The sequence below is a fragment of the Herbaspirillum sp. LeCh32-8 genome, from assembly GCF_017814915.1.
Classification (GTDB): Bacteria; Pseudomonadota; Gammaproteobacteria; order Burkholderiales; family Burkholderiaceae_D; genus Herbaspirillum.
Map to the genome: position 1 here is coordinate 188205 of NZ_JAGIPZ010000008.1, position 17047 is coordinate 205251.

The window sequence follows — 17047 nt, forward strand, 5'->3', positions numbered from 1 at the left end:
GCTTTCTCCATCCAATCCTCTGTTGCTTCGTATCGTGGCAGGCCGACGTCCGTCGGCTGCCTCAATGCATTGCCCGCTGCTCGGTCAACAGCAGATATTCCGCATGCACCTGGGCCGAGGCCAGCACGTTTCTCAGACGCTGTCGGTCTTGCGGCAGCAATGCCAGTTCGGACTCCAGCATGCGGCAGATCATCTCCACCGCTTCGCCCGCGTCCACGCCCATGGTTTGCATCGCCGTCAGGCAATTGCGAATCGTCGCCCGCACAAGGTGCTCCACCTGCTCGCCCTGTTCGGACATTTCCCCCAGCCGCTCGATGATCAGTACATGATGGCCGGCTATGCTTTGCGCATTTGTGCACATGATATTTCTCCCCCTACTGATGAGCAGTGTAGTCCTTCCGTGAAATCTCTCCATCGGGATAATCCTGAGGCGGCCGGCGCCGGCTGAGCCTTCCTGAACGACGGCGCAGGATGGTCTAGAATCGTCCCGTCGCGGCGCGCCATCACAAGAACACACAACGCGCATCCGCCTCCCATGACCACGAGGAAGGAGACCATGAAAAAACTCATCAACGAAGTCGCGCACGTCGTGCCCGACATGCTGGCCGGCCTGGCCGCCCTGCACCCGCAACTGGCCCTGCTGGAGGACAAAAACATTGTGCTGCGGACCGACGCCCGCGAGGCTGCCGCACAGGGCCAGGTTGCCCTGATCTCGGGCGGCGGCTCGGGCCATGAACCGGCCCACGGCGGCTACGTCGGTCGCGGCATGCTCAGCGCCGCGGTGGCCGGCGAAGTCTTCACCTCGCCCTCCACCGACGCCGTGCTGGATGCCATCCGCGCAGTGGCCGGCCCGGCCGGAGTGCTGCTGATCGTCAAGAACTACACGGGTGACCGCCTCAACTTCGGCCTGGCTGCCGAGATCGCGCGCGCCGAGGGCATCGCGGTGGACATGGTGGTGGTGGCCGACGACGTCGCACTGTCCGCCAACGGCGACCACGCCGGTCGACGCGGCCTGGCAGGTACCGTGCTGGTCCACAAGATCGCCGGAGCGGCAGCCGCCGGCGGCGCGACGCTGGCGCAAGTCGCGCAGGCCGCGCGCGACGCCGCAGCGGCCTTGGGCACCATGGGCGTGGCGCTCACGCCCTGCACCGTGCCGGCCGCCGGCAAGCCGGGCTTCACGCTGAGCGAAGGCGAAATCGAATGGGGCCTGGGCATTCATGGTGAGGCTGGCGTCGAACGTGGCCAGTTGGTGACTGCGGGCGATGCGGTGGAGCGCCTGCTGCTGCAGATCACCGATGACCTCAAGCTGCAAGCCGGCGAACGCGTCGCGCTGCTGGTCAACAATCTCGGCGGCACACCGGCCAGCGAACTGGATATCGTCGCCGGCGCCGCGCTCACACTCTTGACCACGCGCGGCATCAAGGTCGAGCGCGCCTGGGCCGGCACCTTCCTCTCGGCGCTGGAGATGGCCGGCATCTCGCTCACGCTGTTGCGCGTGGATGAGCAACGCCTGGCGCTGCTCGATGCTGCAACGCAGGCGCCTGCGTGGCCCGCCGGCAGCGGCCGCATCGCCACCGATGCGCAGGCGTCGCTGCAGGCCGTCGCCGCCGCACCCGCCACCGCACGCGGCGCGACGCTCTCTCCCGCATCGCCGCTGGCGCGCGCCATCGACGCGGTGTGCGCCTGCCTGCAGCAAGCCGAGGCCCGCCTGACCGACATGGACCAGCAGGTCGGCGACGGCGACCTCGGGATCAGCATGACGCGCGCCGCCCAGGGCATCCGCGAAAACATGCCGGGCTGGCCCTCCGAACGGGATCCGGCCGCTGTCCTGCGCGCCATGTCAGCCACCGTACGTCGCGTGGTCGGCGGCACCTCAGGGCCGCTGTACGCCATCCTGCTGATGCGCGGCGCCGCGGCGCTGGAACAGCATGGCGCCGATGCGCATGCCTGGGCTGCAGCGTTGCGCGAAGCGGTCAACGGTGTGATGCAACTGGGCGGCGCCAAACCCGGCGACCGCACCATGGTCGACGCCCTGCTGCCGGCCGCCGACGCACTGCAGCAGGCGCTGGCCAGCGGCGCCGACGTCGACAAGGCGCTCGCCGCTGCCGCCACTGCCGCAGAACAAGGCACGGCGGCCACCGCCGCCATGACGCCGCGACGCGGTCGCTCCAGCTACATCGGCCAACGCGCGCTGGGCCATCCCGACCCCGGCGCGCATGCCGTCGCCCTGTGGCTGGCAGCGCTGCGCGACGTCCTGAAATCCTGATTTGCCTCAAATCCCCGCCACAAAAAAATGAAATGGCGCGCACATCGCGCCGCCGTTTCATTTTCTTCCCGCAAAATCAAGCTCATCCTTGGAAGCCGCGCCCAGCAAGATTTTCCAGCCTGTGGCATGATCCCGGTTCCGCAATCGTCACACCTTGCCGGAAGTCGCCAAGACACCACGAGTCTTGATTTCCGGTTACATTTTCTTGAAGCAACATGCCAGGACCCTTAGGCAAAGTGGCGCAGAAGTACATGAACGCCACCATTAACCTCACCCCAGTATTGCGCACCGACGGCAAGTGGAGTGCATTCGTGCACATCGACTTCCCGGACCGCACCACGCATGACTTCGGCGACTTTCAACCCGGCAAGACCAAGGTGGAAGCGCTGCAGAATGCGGTGACGGCGGCCGAGAAATACGTCGCCGCGCGCAAGAAGTAAGCGCGACAACCTGCAGACACCCACGAGCGCCGGCAAATCGGTCTCGGCACCAATGTCGAGTACTACTTGCCCAGCGCCTGCAGACTGCGCACCACGTCCGACAGGCCGGCATGAAGCCGCTTGTCGCGCCGAATCACCACCGCCAGCCGGCGATGCAGTCGCGGCGACAGCGCACGTACCGTCACACCGCCCTTCAATTTGCCCTGCGGCACCGCCATCCCCGGCAGGATGGCGCATCCCAGGCCTGCTGCCACCAGCTCCTTGATCGCTTCCACGCTGCCCAGTGACATCACCGGCGCCAGCCGCACACCCGCGCGCGCGAACCAGTCGTCTGCGATGCGCCGGGTATTGCCGCCGGGCTCGAACAGCAATACCGGCAGGTCGGCCAGCGTCGCCGCCGTCACCTTGGCCGGCAGCGCCATGCCGGGCGGCGCCAGCAGGACGAACTCGTCATCCAGCACCGGCGTGATGTCGAACATGCGACCCGCCACCGGCATCGTTACCAGGCCCACATCGAGCAGGTTGTCCTCCACCGCCTTGATGATCTCCGCCGTATTGCCGGTAGACACCGTGATTTCCAGCGCCGGAAAGCGCTTGCGCAGATCTTTCAGTACCGCAGGCAACAAAAAGATGCACGCAGTCGCCCCGGTGCCCAGGCGCACCCGGCCCGCAGCGCTGCCGCCGCGTCGGGCAACCGCTGCCACCGCGGCATCCACCGCAGCCTCGATCTGCGCCGCGTGGCCCAGCAATTCCTGACCCGCCGCCGTGGCGCGCGCCCGACGCCCTGTCCGCTCCACCAGCGGCGCGCCCAGGCTGCGTTCCAGCTGTCGGATCTGCTGGCTCACTGCCGGCTGGGAAAGATCCAGCCTTTCAGCCGCGGCCGAAAAACTGCCGTGCCGGATCACGGCAACAAAGGTCTGCAGGTAATCGAGGTTGAAATTCTTCATCAAACTTTTCCTTATGGTTCACATAAGCAAACAAGGCTTCATTTATAACACTGCCAACCGCATGATGGGCGACATCAAGCGAGGAAACCCGATGTCGACTCCATCACCCACCGTCACCATCCGCGACGCCGCACAGCACGACCTGCCCGCCATCCAGGCTATCTACGCCCATTACGTGCTGCACGAGCTCGCCACCTTCGAGCTTGATCCTCCGTCCGTGGCCGACCTGGCCGCACGCCGCGATGCGGTGCTGCGCGCCGGTTTGCCATGGCTGGTGGCCGAGCACGCCGATGAGATCGTCGGTTATTGCTACGCCACGCCCTACCGGCCGCGACCGGCCTACCGTCACACTATCGAAGAGTCGGTCTACCTGGCGCCCGGGCACGTCGGCCTGGGCACCGGCAGCCGCCTGCTGGATGCTTTGGTGAAGCGTTGCGAGCAAGGGCCGTGGCGTCAGATGCTGGCCGTCATCGCCATGCCGGGCGCCGACGGCAATGCGGCATCGATGGCGCTGCACCGACGCTTCGGTTTCGCGCCGGCGGGTCTGCTCAGGCATGTCGGCTACAAGCACGGACAATGGATCGACACCGCGCTGATGCAACGCCCGCTCGGAGCCGGCGCCGGGTGCGCGCCGGATGGAGCGCTTCCATGAACCGGCGCCGGCTGGTGCTGTGCCTGGGCGCGGGACAGATGATCAGCTGGGGCATCACTTATTACCTGGTCGGCGCGCTGGGTCTGGCGATGGCAGCGGGCCTGGGCTGGAGCTCGACGCGCATCCAGGGCGGCTTTGCGCTGGCGCTGCTGGCGATGGGCCTGTGCTCACCCCGGCTGGGTGAGATCAGCGACCGCCACGGCGGCCGCGCCGTCATGTGCGCCGGCTCGCTGTTCAACGCGGCCGGCTGCGCCATGCTGGCGATGGCCCACGGATCGCTTGCGTACTATGCGGGATGGCTGCTGCTGGGACTGGGCATGCGCTGCACGTTGTACGACGCCGCCTTTGCCGCGCTGGCGCGCATCGGCGGCGGCGACGTCGCCGGCACCGGCCGCGCGATGGCGCAGATCACCTTGCCGGGCGGCCTATCCGCCACGCTGTTCTGGCCGCTGGGCCAGGCATTGTGCGAAGCGGCCGGCTGGCGCGCGGCCTTGTGGGTCTATGCATTGCTGGCGCTGTGTACGCTGCCGCTGCATTGCTCGCTCCCATCGGGGCGGAATTCGAAGGGCGCGCTCGCATCGTCGCCACCCCCGCAAGACACGCCGCCGCTGGCGCGGGAGCCGCGTCAGATTCTGCTCTCCGGCATCCTGTTCGCCGCGCTGACCACACTGGCCAACTTCCTCAATGCCGGCATGTCGGCACACATGATTTCCATCCTCGGCGGCATGGGCGTGGCCGGCGCGCTGGCGGTGTGGATCGCGGCGCTGCGCGGCGTCGGCCAGTCGGCAGCGCGTCTGATGGATATCCTGTTCGCGCGCGGCATCAACCCGCTCTCGCTCAATCTTTTGGCCTGCTTGCTGCTGCCCTTGGCGTTCGCCATCGGCCTGGCGGCGGCAGGCTCCGCCGTTGCGACCATCGCCTTTGCCCTGCTCTACGGCGCCGGCAACGGCCTGTTGTCGATCACGCGCGGCACGCTGCCGCTGTCGCTGTTCGACCACCGCAGCTATGGCGGCTTCGTCGGACGGCTGGTGGCGCCGGGCTTCGTGCTTTCGGCCGCGGCGCCCGTACTGTACGCCTGGCTGATGCAGGCGCTGGGCGCGCGGGCCGGCATGTGGCTGTCCGGCGTGTGCGCGCTCGCCATCCTGGCTGCCGCGGCGGCGCTACGGATGATGTTCCCGCGCAGAAGCCCGGGTGCCCACGTCGCCGGCATCTCCGCCAAATGACGACGGCCCGCATCACTGCGGGCCGTCTTCTCGTCGCGCTGCGGGAGTCATCCCGCAATCAACATCAGTTCACCTTGACGCCGGCCGCCTCGCTCTCCTTGTAGATCGCGTCGATCAGGTCCTTGCCCACGCGCGCGGCCATGCTCTTGTGCACCGTCATCAGCGCCTTGCGCCACTCGGCCTTTTCATCGTCGCTCAGGTAGTAGACCTTGGTCTTGCCGCTGGCCTTGATGGCGGCCAGCGCGTCGTCATTCTCTTTCTGGGCGATGGTGTTGGCGTAGACGGTGGCTTCCTTCATCGCGCCTTCGAGCTGGGTGCGCACATCGGCCGGCAGCGCGTCCCAGAACTTCTTGTTCACGATCACCGCATAGCCGATGTAACCGTGGTCAGAGACCGTGAGGTTGGACTGCACCTCATGCATCTTTTGCGTATAGACGTTGGACGGCGTGTTCTCGCTGCCGTCGACCACGCCGGTCTGCATCGCCTGGTAGACCTCGGAGAAGGCCAGCACCTGCGGGTTGGCCTTCAAGGCGCGGAACTGCTCGTCGAGCACCTTGGAGGACTGGATGCGCATCTTCAGCGCGCGGAAGTCGGAGACCTTGTGCAGCGGCCGGTTGGCAGTCATCACCTTCATGCCGTTGTCCCAATACGCCAGGCCCTTGATGCCCTTGCTTTCCAGCTTCTGGAACAGGCCCTGGCCCACCGGCCCTTCGGTCACGCGCTTCAACACTTCCTTGTTGGGGAAGATGTACGGCAGGTCGAACACCTCGAACTCCTTGGCGCCCAGCGGGCCGAACTTGGCCAGCGACGGCGCCAGCATCTGCACCGAACCCAGCTGCAGCGCCTCCAGCTCCTCCTTGTCCTTGTAGAGCGTGCTGTTGGGATAGACCTCCACCTTCACCCGCCCCTTGGTGGCCTTCTCGGCCAGCTCCTTGAAGCGCTCTGCGCCCTTGCCCTTGGGCGTGTCGTTGGCCACCACATGGCTGAACTTGATGACAATGGGCTGCTGCGCACACGCCAGTGGCGAGTGCAACGCCAGCACGCTCAATCCCGATATGGCGATGGCGGCCCGGATGGTCCGTCTGGTGATGCTGAATCTTGTTTTGGTCATGGCGTGTCTCCTCCTTATGATGCCCTGCCAGGCAAGGCGTTAAAAGACAATCAGGTCCCGCAATCCCTCTCCGGTATGCAGGCGGTCGAAACCGCGGTTGATGTCGGCCAGCGCCAGGCGCTCGCCCATCAGTTTGTCGACCGGCAGCTTGCCGGCCTGGTACAGGCCGATGTAACGCGGGATGTCGCGCAGCGGCACGCAGGAGCCGATATAGCTGCCCTTGACCGTGCGCTCCTCGGCCACCAGGCTGACCTGCTGCAAGGCCCATTTTTGGTCCGGCGCCGGCAGGCCGGCGGTGACCGTCATGCCGCCGCGGCGGGTCATGCGGTAAGCCATTTCCATGGCTTGCACCGAGCCGGCCATCTCGAATGCGTAGTCGACGCCGCCGCGGGTCAGCGCCTTGACCTTCTCCACGGCATCAGGATCGCGCGCATTGACGGTGGCGGTGGCGCCCAGCGACCTGGCCACTTCCAGCTTGCTGTCGTGCAGGTCGACCGCGATCACCTCGCGCGCGCCGGAGGCCAACGCGCCCAGCATGGCGCACAAGCCGACGCCGCCCAGGCCCAGCACCACAGCAGTGGTGCCGGCCTTGACCTCGGCTGTGTTGACCGCCGCCCCCACGCCGGTCAGCACCGCGCAGCCGAACAACGCGGCCTCCACCGGATCGATGTCAGCCTCGACCTTGACGCAGGAACGGCGCGATACCACTGCGTGATCAGCGAACGCCGACACACCGAGGTGATGATGCACAGGCTGCTGCTTCGCATGCAGACGACGCTGGCCCGACAGCAGCTCGCCCACCGTGTTGGTGGCCGCGCCCGGCTCACACAGCGCGGGACGGCCTTCCATGCAAGGCAGGCAGTGGCCGCAGCTGGGCACGAATACCAGCACCACCAGATCGCCGGCACGCAGGTCGGTCACCCCCGCGCCAACCTGCACCACCTCGGCAGACGCCTCATGGCCCAACGCCATCGGCACCGGGCGCGGACGCACACCGGTAATCACCGACAGGTCGGAGTGGCACAGGCCGGCGGCCTTCATCTTCACCAGCACCTCACCGGGGCCGGGCGGATCCAGCTCCAGTTCTTCTATCTTCAGCGGCTGGCTTTGTGCAAACGGATGGACGTCGGTCATCTCGCGCAAAACGGCGGCCTGGATTTTCATGTCTCGCTCCTTATCGTTGGGAAGAAAACATGCAGATTACACGAGCCCACCGCGCTGCAAGAAACGTTGCGCCTGCAGGATCACCGGTTTGTCGATCATCTTGCCCGCCAGCGAAATGGCGCCGCCGTCGCTGCGCGCGACCGCTGCCATCACCGCGCGCGCCCACTCCAGTTCCGCCTCGCTCGGACGGAAACCCTCGTTGACCGCGGCCACCTGCTTCGGATGAATACACAACTTGGCGCCGAACCCGAGGTGCAGCGAGCGCTGCACGGCGGCAACCAGGAACGCAATGTCATCAAAGCTGGTGGTCACGCCGTCGATGGGCGGCGCGATGCCCGCCAGGCGGGACGCCAATACCATCTCCACGCGCAGATGCGTCAGCTCGCTCTCGGTTGCATCGCACTGCATGCCCAGGTCGACCTGCAAATCGATTGACCCGAAGGCCATGCGCAACAGGCCATCGGCGCGGGCAATGTCGCGCATGGCGGCAATGCCGGCGGCGGTCTCGATCAGCGCAATCACGCGCCAGGACGTCTGGCGAGCCGCGATGGCCGACACTACCTGCGCATCCTCCGCCTTGGGCAGCACGACACCTGCGATCTCCAGTCCCGCCAGGGCGGCCACGTCATCAACGTGCCAGGGCGTATCGGCGGCGTTCACGCGCACCCACAGTCTTGGCTGCGCGCCGTTGTCACGAAGCCACTGCGTCAACGTGGCGCGCGCTTCTTCCTTCAGCGACGGCGCGACCGCGTCTTCCAGGTCGACGATCGCCGCATCGGCGCCGCTGTCGAGCGCCTTGGCGTAGCGGTCCGGCCGGTTGGCTGGCACGAACAGATAGGTACTCGCCACTGACGCCACGGATGCCGCGGATGCTGGCGCTGCCATCACACCGCTCCCCGCTCGCGCATCGCGGCGATCTGCTCGGCGCCGTAGCCCAGCTTGGCGAGAATGCTGTCGGTGTGCTGCCCCAGAGCGGGGATTGCGTCCATGCGGTAGTCGTAGGTGTCATTAGCCCCCGGCGGCAGCAGCGCCGGCAAGGCGCCGGCCGGCGAACCGACCTCGGCCCAGCGCTTGCGCGCGGCCAGTTGCGGGTGCTCCCAAATGTCTTGCATGGTGGAGACGTGGGCGTTGGCGATCTGCGCCTCGTCCAGCCGCGCCACCACCTGCTCGGCCGTCATGTCGGCAAACATTGTCAGGATCAGCGCACGCAGCGCGTCGCGGTTCTCGTGGCGGCGCGAGTTGTTGTTGAAGCGTTCGTCGCCGGCCAGTGCTGCATCTTGCAGCACCACTTCGCAGAACACCCTCCACTCGCGCTCGTTCTGCAGGCCCAGCATCACTGTCTTGCCGTCGCCGGCGGTGAACGGGCCGTAGGGATAGATGGTGGCGTGCTCGGCGCCCGAACGCACCGGCGCCGAGGCACCCTGGTAGGCGTAGTACATCGGGAAACTCATCCACTCGGTCAGCGCCTCCAGCATCGACAGGTCGATGTGGCTGCCTTTGCCGTCGCGCCCGCGCTTGATCAGCGCGGCCAGGATGTTGGAGTAGGCGTACATGCCGGCGGCGATGTCGGCGATCGAGCAACCGGCCTTGGCCATGTCATCGCGGGTGCCGGTCACCGACAGGAAGCCACCCTCGCTCTGGATCAGCAGGTCGTAGGCCTTCTTGTCCCGGTAAGGACCGTCTTCGCCGTAGCCTGAGATGTCGCACACGATCAGGCGCGGATGCTTCTTGTGCAGCACCTCGGCCGACAAGCCCAGGCCGGCGGCAGCGCCCGGCGCCAGGTTCTGCACCAGCACGTCGGCTTCTTCCAGCAGCTTGGCGATGATCTGCTTGCCGTCTTCGTCCTTCAGGTTCAGCGTCAGGCTTTCCTTGGAACGGTTGGTCCAGACGAAGTGCGACGACAGGCCGTTGACGCGGGTGTCGTAGCCGCGCGCGAAGTCGCCCACGCCGGGACGCTCGATCTTGATCACGCGGGCGCCGAGGTCGGCCAGCTGGCGCGTGCAGAACGGCGCGGCGATGGCGTGCTCCAGGCTGATGACGGTGATGCCCTCCAGCGGGCGGTTCGATGGCAGCATGATGTTTCCTCTTCGTTGTCTTGGTGCGCGCGCTTAAAACAACTCGCTCAGTGCGCGCTCTTCGTGCAGGCCCCAGGCACGCGCGATGATGCGCTGGATTTCGGCGTCGCTGGCGGCGCCTGAGAAGGCGATCAACTTTGCCGCCTTGCGCTCCAGCTCGGCACGCGAGAGCGTGTTGTCCGGATCGCCCTTGGGCACGTCGACGGCGGCGGCGAACTTGCGGCCGTCGGTGGTTTCAACTTCAACGCGGCCCAGCCATCGCGCGGGATAGGCGCCGTCGACCTCCTGGTCCAGCGTCATCTTCACCTTCTCGCGGAACTGCGCCACGCGCGGATCCTGCAGCGCCTGCTGCTCGAACTCGGTCAGGCCGGCCTGCTGGTGCACGGCGATCAGGCCCAGCACCGTTCCCATGGAGAACTTGGCCTGGTGCACCGTCTGCGGATTGACCACCGGGCCCAGCACGTCGATGGCGCCCTGGTGCACGCGCGTGTTCACCGCCGCGATCTGGTCATGACGCAGGCCCTCGCGCTGCATCAGCAGTTGCAGCGCATCGGCGGCCGGATGCGTGTGGCGGCACGAGGCGTGAAACTTGAAAGACGTTTCGGCGGTAGCCCAGCGCGATCCCAGGCCGTCGGTCAGCTTGGCCGGGTCGGCATCGCTCGACATGCCGGCGGCCATGCCTTGCGCACCTTCCAGGATGCGCTGCGCGCCGGTGAAGCCGTCACGCGTCAGGTAGGCCGCGAGCAAACCGTCGGCGGCGGCCTTGCCGGTGTGCAGCTGCTTGGAGTCCGCGGCGTCGCGCAGGAACTCCCACAGGCCGGCGGCCTGCGTGCCGGCCGAGCCGAGCGCATGCAGGAACTGCCTGGTGTCGAAGTCCATCAGCTTGCCCACGGCGACGGCCGCGGCCAGCGTGCCTACGGTGCCGGTGGTGTGGAAGATGCGGTAGTGCGAACGGCCCATGAATTCGCCGATGCGGATGCCCGCCTCATAACCGGCCACCGCCGCCATTAGCAAATCGGCGCCCGATTTGCCAAGATCTTGCGCGGTCGCCAGCGCGGCCGGGAATACCACTGCTGCCGGATGGAACACTGAGCCGTTGTGCACGTCGTCCTGCTCCACCAGGTGCGAGGACGCGCCGTTGACCAGCGCCGCGAAATACGGCGAGCTGGACTTGCGGCTGGTCAGGATGGTGGCCGATCCTTCCTTGGGCCCCATCGCCGCGGCGTAGCGCTCGATGATCTCGATCTGGCGCGCGCCCTTGCCGGCCAGCGCCGAGGCGAACCAGTCGAGGAACAGGTCTTCAGTGCGGGCGATCACCGCCGGCGGGATGTCCTGATAGCGCAGGCCGGCCAGGAAGGCGGCGAGCGTGCGCGAGGGACTGTCGGTGTTGGCGTCGGTGTTGGCGTCGGTGTTGACGTCGTTGCGGGGCTTGGCGGCGGTGCTCATGGGCGTCTCCTTGTCTGTTCTCGGCGCGGCTCTCTCCTGCTGCGTCAGAACGAGCGCGGCAGGCCGAGGATATGTTCGGCCACGTAGGAATAGATCAGGTTGGTCGAGATCGGCGCCACCTGGTACAAACGCGTTTCGCGGAACTTGCGCTCGACGTCGTATTCGCAAGCGAAGCCGAAGCCGCCGTGCGTCTGCAGGCAGACATTGGCCGCCTCCCACGAAGCCTTGGCCGCCAGGAACTTGGCCATGTTGGCCTGGGCGCCGCAGGGCTGGTGCGCGTCGAACAGCTCGCAGGCCTTGTAGCGCATCAGGTTGGCCGCTTCCAGTTCGATGTAGGCGTCGGCGATGGGGAACTGCACGCCCTGGTTCATGCCGATGGGGCGGTCGAACACCACGCGCTCCTTGGCGTAGGCGGCGGCCTTGTCGATGAACCAGTAACCGTCGCCGATGCACTCGGCGGCGATCAGGGTGCGCTCGGCGTTCAGGCCGTCGAGGATGTACTTGAAGCCCTTGCCCTCTTCGCCGATCAGGTTCTCGGCCGGGATTTCCAGGTTATCGAAGAACAGCTCATTGGTTTCGTGGTTGACCATGTTCAGGATCGGGCGCACTTCCATGCCACGGCCGATCGCGTCCTTCAGGTTGACGATGAAGATCGACATGCCTTCCGACTTCTTCTTCACCTGGTCCAGCGGCGTGGTGCGCGCCAAGAGGATCATCAGGTCGGAGTGCTGGATGCGCGAGATCCATACCTTCTGGCCGTTGACCACGTAGCGGTCGCCCTTCTTGATCGCGACGGTCTTGATCTTGGTGGTGTCGGTGCCGGTGGTGGGCTCGGTCACGCCCATGGATTGCAGGCGCAGCTCGCCGGTGGCGATCCTGGGCAGGTAGAGCTGCTTCTGCTGCTCGGAGCCGTGGCGCAGCAGCGTGCCCATGTTGTACATCTGGCCGTGGCAGGCGCCGGAGTTGCCGCCGGCGCGGTTGATCTCTTCCATGATCACCGAGGCCTCGGTCAGGCCCAGGCCGGAGCCGCCGTACTCCTGCGGGATCAGCGCGGCCAGCCAGCCGGCCTTGGTGAGCGCGTCGACAAAGTCCTCGGGATAGCCGCGGGCCTCGTCCACCTTGCGCCAGTATTCTGCGGGGAAGGTATTGCACAGATCGCGCACTGCATCGCGCAGATCGCCATAAGCGTCATTGGGCGCTTGATACGACATGGTGTGTCTCCAGAAAACGTGAATGAATGATCGTCGGACCGGCTCAGGCCAGGATCGCCTCGGCCTGCATCGCCAGCTCGCCGCGCAGGTTCTGCGCCCACAGCTGGACCGACTTGCCGTCGGCGGAAGGCTTGCCGCACAGCTCGAAACCTTCGATGTCGAACAGGCTGCCCACCGCGCGGAAATTGAATTCGCGCAGCACCGCCTGCGGCATCTCGCGCGCCAGCAGGTCGGCCAGCAAGGTGGCGATCAGCGGGCCGTGCACGATCAGGCCCGGATAGCCTTCGACTTCAGTGACATAGGTGCGGTCGTAGTGGATGCGATGGCCGTTGAAGGTCAACGCGGAGTAGCGGAACAGCAGCACCGGATCCGGATCGACGCGACGCTTCCATTGCGCGTCGGTCGGCGCCGCCTTGGGCGCGACAGGCGCTGCGACGGGTTGCGGCATCTCGCGGTAGACGATGTCGTGTTCTTCATGAATGCAGACCTGGCCGCCGTGGCCGATCTCATGCTTGACGGTAACGAAGGCCAGCGCGCCGGTGCGACCATGCTTGACGTCGACGCTGGCGATGCGCGAGGTTTTCTGCGCCGTCGCGCCGACCGGCAGCGGCGCAGCGAAGCGCAGGCGACCGCCGGCCCACATGCGGCGCGGTAACGGCACCGGCGGCAGGAAACCGCCGCGCTTGGGGTGGCCGTCGTCGCCGACGTCGGACTGCTTGCACACGGTCCAGAAATAAATCCAGTGCCACAGGGGCGGCAAGGCATCGCCTTCACGCGGCTGCTGCGGGCCGTCGATGCAGGCGGCCAGCGCCGCTGCGAAGGCGGGCGTGATGTGGTCGTCGCGGCGTTCGGTCTTGTCGACCCATTGACGCAGCATGCTCAGGTCGAGATCGGGGGTCGACATGGTCTCCTCTGCATTCGTTATCGTTTTGGAATGCGGGCCAGTCTGTTCCTCCGCAGACACAAGGACAATCTGTATTTTTGGAAGGGGGGCTTTCGCGATTGTGAAGTCACACACTGCGCGCACGATGCGCGGCGGATGCGGCGGCGCAGCACGCGAGGCGAGGTCAGGAACGGCAAATCGGCGTAACATGAATGCCCAACAGGGAGACACCCGGAGACATCCGCCAGAAGATTTCCGCACGGCGCAGCAAGCGCGCAGCAACGCAAACGCCATCCCTCCCCGCCCACACCTGCATCATCAGCCCGGACCATGCCATGCTCTTCGACCTCACCGACCTGCGGCTCTTCATCCTGATCGCCGAACTCAACAGCCTCACGCGCAGCGCCGAGCGCATGAACCTCTCGCTGGCCGCCACCAGCAACCGCATCAAGGAACTGGAGACGCGCTTCGGCACCCGGCTGCTCTATCGCGAGAGCAAGGGCGTGCAGCTGACGCCGGCCGGCCAGACGCTGCTGCATCACGCGCAACAATTCATGCAGCAGGTCGAGCACCTCAAGAGCGACATGCAGCAGTACAACAACGGCATCAAGGGCTACATCCGCATCTTCGCCAACACTACCGCGGTGACCGAGTTCATGCCGGAGATCCTGGGCAAGTTCCTGGCCTCGCACCCGCAGGTCAACGTGGCGCTGGAAGAGCGACTGAACCACGACATCATGCGCGGCATCCAGGAAGGCACGGCCGACATCGGCATCGTCGCCGGCCCGGTGCAGGGCGATGGACTGGAGGTGCTGAACTTCTCGACCGACCGCCTGGTGCTGGCCACCGCGCTGGAACATCCGTTGGCCGGCGCCGGCACCCTGCCCTTCATCGACACGCTGGAGTACGAACACGTCGGCCTGCACGAAGGCAGCACGCTGCACCACTTCCTGAGCAAGATCGTCACCGAGAACGGACAGCGCCTGAAACTGCGCATTCAGGTGCGCAGCTTCGAGGCGATGTGCCGCATGATCGAGACCAACGTCGGCATCGGCATCGTGCCGTTGTCGGCGGCGCTGCGCCACCAGCAGACCATGCAGCTGGCCATCGTCGAGCTGTCCGAGCCGTGGAGCGTGCGCGAGCGCAGCATGGTGTTCCAGAACTTCGACACGTTGTCGCCGCACGCGCGCAACCTGGTCGACTTCATCCGCGAACAGACCGCGACGCCGGCGGCCGACGACGGCAAGGTCAGCGCACTGGCCGACGCCGTGAAGAAGAAAAGCGCGCGCGAAAAGAAAAGCGCCTGAACATGTCAGGCGCCTGGAGGAGGCCTTCAGCAATGGAGCGGCTTGAGCGCACTGGCGTATTGGCGTATTAGCCGTCTCCTCATTGTCGTCCCGGCGAAAGCCGGGATCCAGCAACTTTCGTCGCGAACCTCGGACTTGCGAACAAGCCCGCCGCAGCAAAGCGCCGGCATGACGCCGCTTGATCAGCCTTCGATCATCATCCACAAGGACAGCAACAGCAGCGCCCCGCAGAACAGGATGCGCAGCCGGCGCTCCGGCAGGTGGTGCGCCAGCGCCACGCTCCAGGAAATGCTGAGCACGCCGCCCAGCGCCATCGGAATCCCCACCGCCCAATTCACGTGACCGGCATGCGCGTAGGTCCACAGCGCCACCAGCGTGCCGGGCGTGACCATCGCCAGGCCCAGGCCCTGCGCCGCCGTCTGCGTGGCGCCGAAGAAGGCGGTCAGCAGCGGCACCGCGACGATCGCCCCACCCACGCTGAAGAAGCCCGCCGACGCGCCGGCCGACATGCCGACGGTGAAGATGTACTTGCGCGACAGCACGATGGAGGTGTTAGTGCTTTGCTTCTTGCGCAGCAGCGTCCACAGGTAGTACAGCGCCAGCACGCCCATGAAGGCGGCGAAGCAAAAATGCAGGCTGCGCGCATCGATGCTGGTGGCCACGCGCGCCGAGAAATAGGTCGTGATCACCGCCGGCACGCACATCATCGCCGCCGAGCTCCACTCGATCTTGTTGCGCTGCTTGTAGCGCCAGAAAGCGATCACCACATTGGGCACGATCATCACCAGCGAGGTGCCCTGCGCCAGCTGCTGGTCCATGCCGTAGAGATAGCCCAGCACGGGGATGGCGATCAGCCCGCCGCCAATGCCGAACAGGCCGCCCATCGCGCCCAGCAAACCACCCAGCAGGAAATTCAATACGCTGGACAAAAACAAGGAATCCATCATCGGTGTAAAGTTATGCGTCTGCGCGCGCCATCTGCCATCCGGCGGTGCGGCGTTCAAATAAAAAAGGAGACTGTCATGAGCGGCGCCATCGTATTCGCGTTGGAAATGGGCGTGGTCGCCATCATCGCGTTGGCTGTCTACATGGTGGTCAAGAAGTAGGTTCCGGGGCTTTACCGCCCCGCCTGCCAAGCCCGCCAGTGTAGCGCAGCCCGGCCCTTGCTGTCATATGCAAGGGCCGGGCCGCTCCGGCAGATCTCCCTGTGCAACGGCATGCATGACGTAACAACAACGACAGCACACGCACAACAAGCGGCATCGCAAACCGCCAACCACCTCATGCAAAGGAAAGACACAAATGGATTTGGGACTCAAAGGTAAAACCGCGCTGGTATGCGCATCGAGCAAAGGCCTGGGCCGCGCCTGCGCACTCTCGCTGGCGCGCGAAGGCGTGGCCGTGACCATGCTGGCCCGCGGCAAGGAAGCGCTGGAAGCCGCCGCCGCGGAAATCCGCGCGGAAACCGGCGCCACCATCACCACGGTGGCCTGCGACATCACCACCCCCGAAGGCCGCGCGCTGGCGCTGGCCGCCTGCCCCAGCCCGGACATCCTGGTCACCAACGCCGGCGGCCCCAAGCCCGGCGACTTCCGCGACTGGTCGCGCGACGACTGGATCGCCGCCGTGGACGCCAACATGCTGACCCCGATCGAGCTCATCAAGGCCACCGTCGACGGCATGATCGCCCGCCGCTTCGGCCGCATCGTCAACATCACCTCCAGCGCGGTGCGCGCGCCGATCGACATCCTCGGCCTCTCCAACGGCGCCCGCTCGGGCCTGACCGGCTTCGTCGCCGGCCTCTCGCGCAAGACGGTGGCCAGCAACGTCACCATCAACAACCTGCTGCCCGGCCCCTTCGAAACCGACCGCCTGCGCGCCACCGCCCAGGGCGCAGCAACTGAAAGCGGCAAGAGCGTCGACGACGTGCTGGCCGAACGCCGCAAGCTGAACCCCTCCGGCCGCTTCGGCGACCCGGCCGAGTTCGGCGACGCCTGCGCCTACCTGTGCAGCGCCCAAGCCGGTTTCATCACCGGCCAGAACCTGCTGATGGACGGCGGCGCCTACCCCGGCACGTTCTGAGCGGCAAGCTCGGGACTTTCAAACAGGAAAGAGTTGGGCGCCAGGCAAGTGATGTATAATGCGCCCCTCGCGATGCCCTCTCACCGGGCATCCGCCACAAGGAGGTTTGGGTGAGCGGTTTAAACCAGCAGTCTTGAAAACTGCCGACGGAGTGATCCGTCCGTGAGTTCGAATCTCACAGCCTCCGCCAGGACACAATAGAAAACGGGCCTCGATTGAGGCCCGTTTTCTTTGCTACCC

16 protein-coding genes and 1 tRNA gene are annotated in these 17047 nt (G+C 66.1%); 7 read left to right on the forward strand and 10 right to left on the reverse strand.

Annotated elements, in window-relative coordinates:
• Positions 1-61: 61 nt before the first annotated feature.
• A complete protein-coding gene (locus J8I26_RS15550; RefSeq protein WP_245200348.1) occupies positions 62-415 on the reverse strand; it encodes a hypothetical protein in 354 nt (117 codons plus the stop codon).
• A gap of 141 nt (positions 416-556) precedes the next feature.
• On the opposite strand from J8I26_RS15550, the gene dhaL reads away from it, so the two are divergent.
• Positions 557-2266 carry a dihydroxyacetone kinase subunit DhaL gene (gene dhaL, locus J8I26_RS15555; protein WP_209608013.1) on the forward strand — a complete coding sequence of 570 codons (1710 nt, stop codon included), beginning with the start codon at positions 557-559 and terminating at the stop codon, positions 2264-2266.
• Positions 2267-2481: 215 nt separating this feature from the next.
• Positions 2482-2706, forward strand: coding sequence for a hypothetical protein (locus J8I26_RS15560; RefSeq protein WP_209608014.1), 225 nt, complete (start codon positions 2482-2484; stop codon positions 2704-2706).
• A gap of 62 nt (positions 2707-2768) precedes the next feature.
• Here the strand turns inward: J8I26_RS15560 and J8I26_RS15565 are convergent, their stop codons facing one another.
• On the reverse strand, positions 2769-3653 hold the full coding sequence (locus J8I26_RS15565) for a LysR family transcriptional regulator (protein ID WP_209608015.1): 885 nt from the start codon (positions 3651-3653) through the stop codon (positions 2769-2771).
• A 91-nt stretch (positions 3654-3744) separates the two neighbouring features.
• Between J8I26_RS15565 and J8I26_RS15570 the strand changes: the two genes are divergently transcribed.
• Both J8I26_RS15570 and J8I26_RS15575 read left to right on the forward strand, forming a co-directional pair.
• On the forward strand, positions 3745-4305 hold the full coding sequence (locus J8I26_RS15570; RefSeq protein WP_209608016.1) for a GNAT family N-acetyltransferase: 561 nt from the start codon (positions 3745-3747) through the stop codon (positions 4303-4305).
• A complete protein-coding gene (locus tag J8I26_RS15575; RefSeq protein WP_209608017.1) occupies positions 4302-5528 on the forward strand; it encodes an MFS transporter in 1227 nt (408 codons plus the stop codon). The genes J8I26_RS15570 and J8I26_RS15575 overlap by 4 nt, the downstream gene beginning before the upstream one ends.
• Positions 5529-5592: 64 nt before the next feature.
• On the opposite strand, the gene J8I26_RS15580 is transcribed toward J8I26_RS15575, so the two are convergent.
• From J8I26_RS15580 to J8I26_RS15610, 7 genes are read right to left on the reverse strand one after another with little or no spacing between them, the layout of a single operon-like run.
• Complete coding sequence (locus J8I26_RS15580; protein WP_209608055.1) at positions 5593-6618, reverse strand: TRAP transporter substrate-binding protein; 1026 nt, start codon at positions 6616-6618, stop codon at positions 5593-5595.
• Positions 6619-6678: 60 nt separating this feature from the next.
• On the reverse strand, positions 6679-7803 hold the full coding sequence (locus J8I26_RS15585) for a zinc-dependent alcohol dehydrogenase family protein (protein WP_209608018.1): 1125 nt from the start codon (positions 7801-7803) through the stop codon (positions 6679-6681).
• A gap of 36 nt (positions 7804-7839) precedes the next feature.
• Positions 7840-8688 (reverse strand): CoA ester lyase, encoded by an 849-nt coding sequence (locus tag J8I26_RS15590; protein ID WP_209608019.1) that lies wholly within the window; start codon positions 8686-8688, stop codon positions 7840-7842.
• Positions 8688-9878: a CaiB/BaiF CoA-transferase family protein gene (locus J8I26_RS15595; RefSeq protein WP_209608020.1), complete on the reverse strand. Its 1191-nt coding sequence runs from the start codon at positions 9876-9878 to the stop codon at positions 8688-8690. The genes J8I26_RS15590 and J8I26_RS15595 overlap by 1 nt, the downstream gene beginning before the upstream one ends.
• A 33-nt stretch (positions 9879-9911) precedes the next feature.
• Complete coding sequence (locus J8I26_RS15600) at positions 9912-11324, reverse strand: MmgE/PrpD family protein (RefSeq protein ID WP_209608021.1); 1413 nt, start codon at positions 11322-11324, stop codon at positions 9912-9914.
• Positions 11325-11368: 44 nt separating this feature from the next.
• Positions 11369-12535, reverse strand: a complete 1167-nt coding sequence (locus J8I26_RS15605) for an acyl-CoA dehydrogenase family protein (protein ID WP_209608022.1) — start codon at positions 12533-12535, stop codon at positions 11369-11371.
• Positions 12536-12578: 43 nt separating this feature from the next.
• Positions 12579-13439 carry a MaoC family dehydratase N-terminal domain-containing protein gene (locus J8I26_RS15610; protein ID WP_209608023.1) on the reverse strand — a complete coding sequence of 287 codons (861 nt, stop codon included), beginning with the start codon at positions 13437-13439 and terminating at the stop codon, positions 12579-12581.
• A gap of 314 nt (positions 13440-13753) precedes the next feature.
• Here J8I26_RS15610 and J8I26_RS15615 point away from each other — a divergent pair, with 314 nt between their 5' ends.
• A complete protein-coding gene (locus tag J8I26_RS15615; RefSeq protein WP_209608024.1) occupies positions 13754-14725 on the forward strand; it encodes a LysR family transcriptional regulator in 972 nt (323 codons plus the stop codon).
• Positions 14726-14907: 182 nt separating this feature from the next.
• Here J8I26_RS15615 and J8I26_RS15620 read toward each other — a convergent pair whose 3' ends face one another.
• A complete protein-coding gene (locus tag J8I26_RS15620; RefSeq protein WP_209608025.1) occupies positions 14908-15672 on the reverse strand; it encodes a sulfite exporter TauE/SafE family protein in 765 nt (254 codons plus the stop codon).
• Between the two features lie 355 nt (positions 15673-16027).
• Between J8I26_RS15620 and J8I26_RS15625 the strand changes: the two genes are divergently transcribed.
• Entirely contained in the window at positions 16028-16807 is a 780-nt protein-coding gene (locus J8I26_RS15625) for an SDR family oxidoreductase (RefSeq protein ID WP_209608026.1), read from the forward strand.
• A 100-nt stretch (positions 16808-16907) separates the two neighbouring features.
• Positions 16908-16997, forward strand: a tRNA-Ser gene (locus J8I26_RS15630).
• Positions 16998-17047 lie beyond the last annotated feature (50 nt).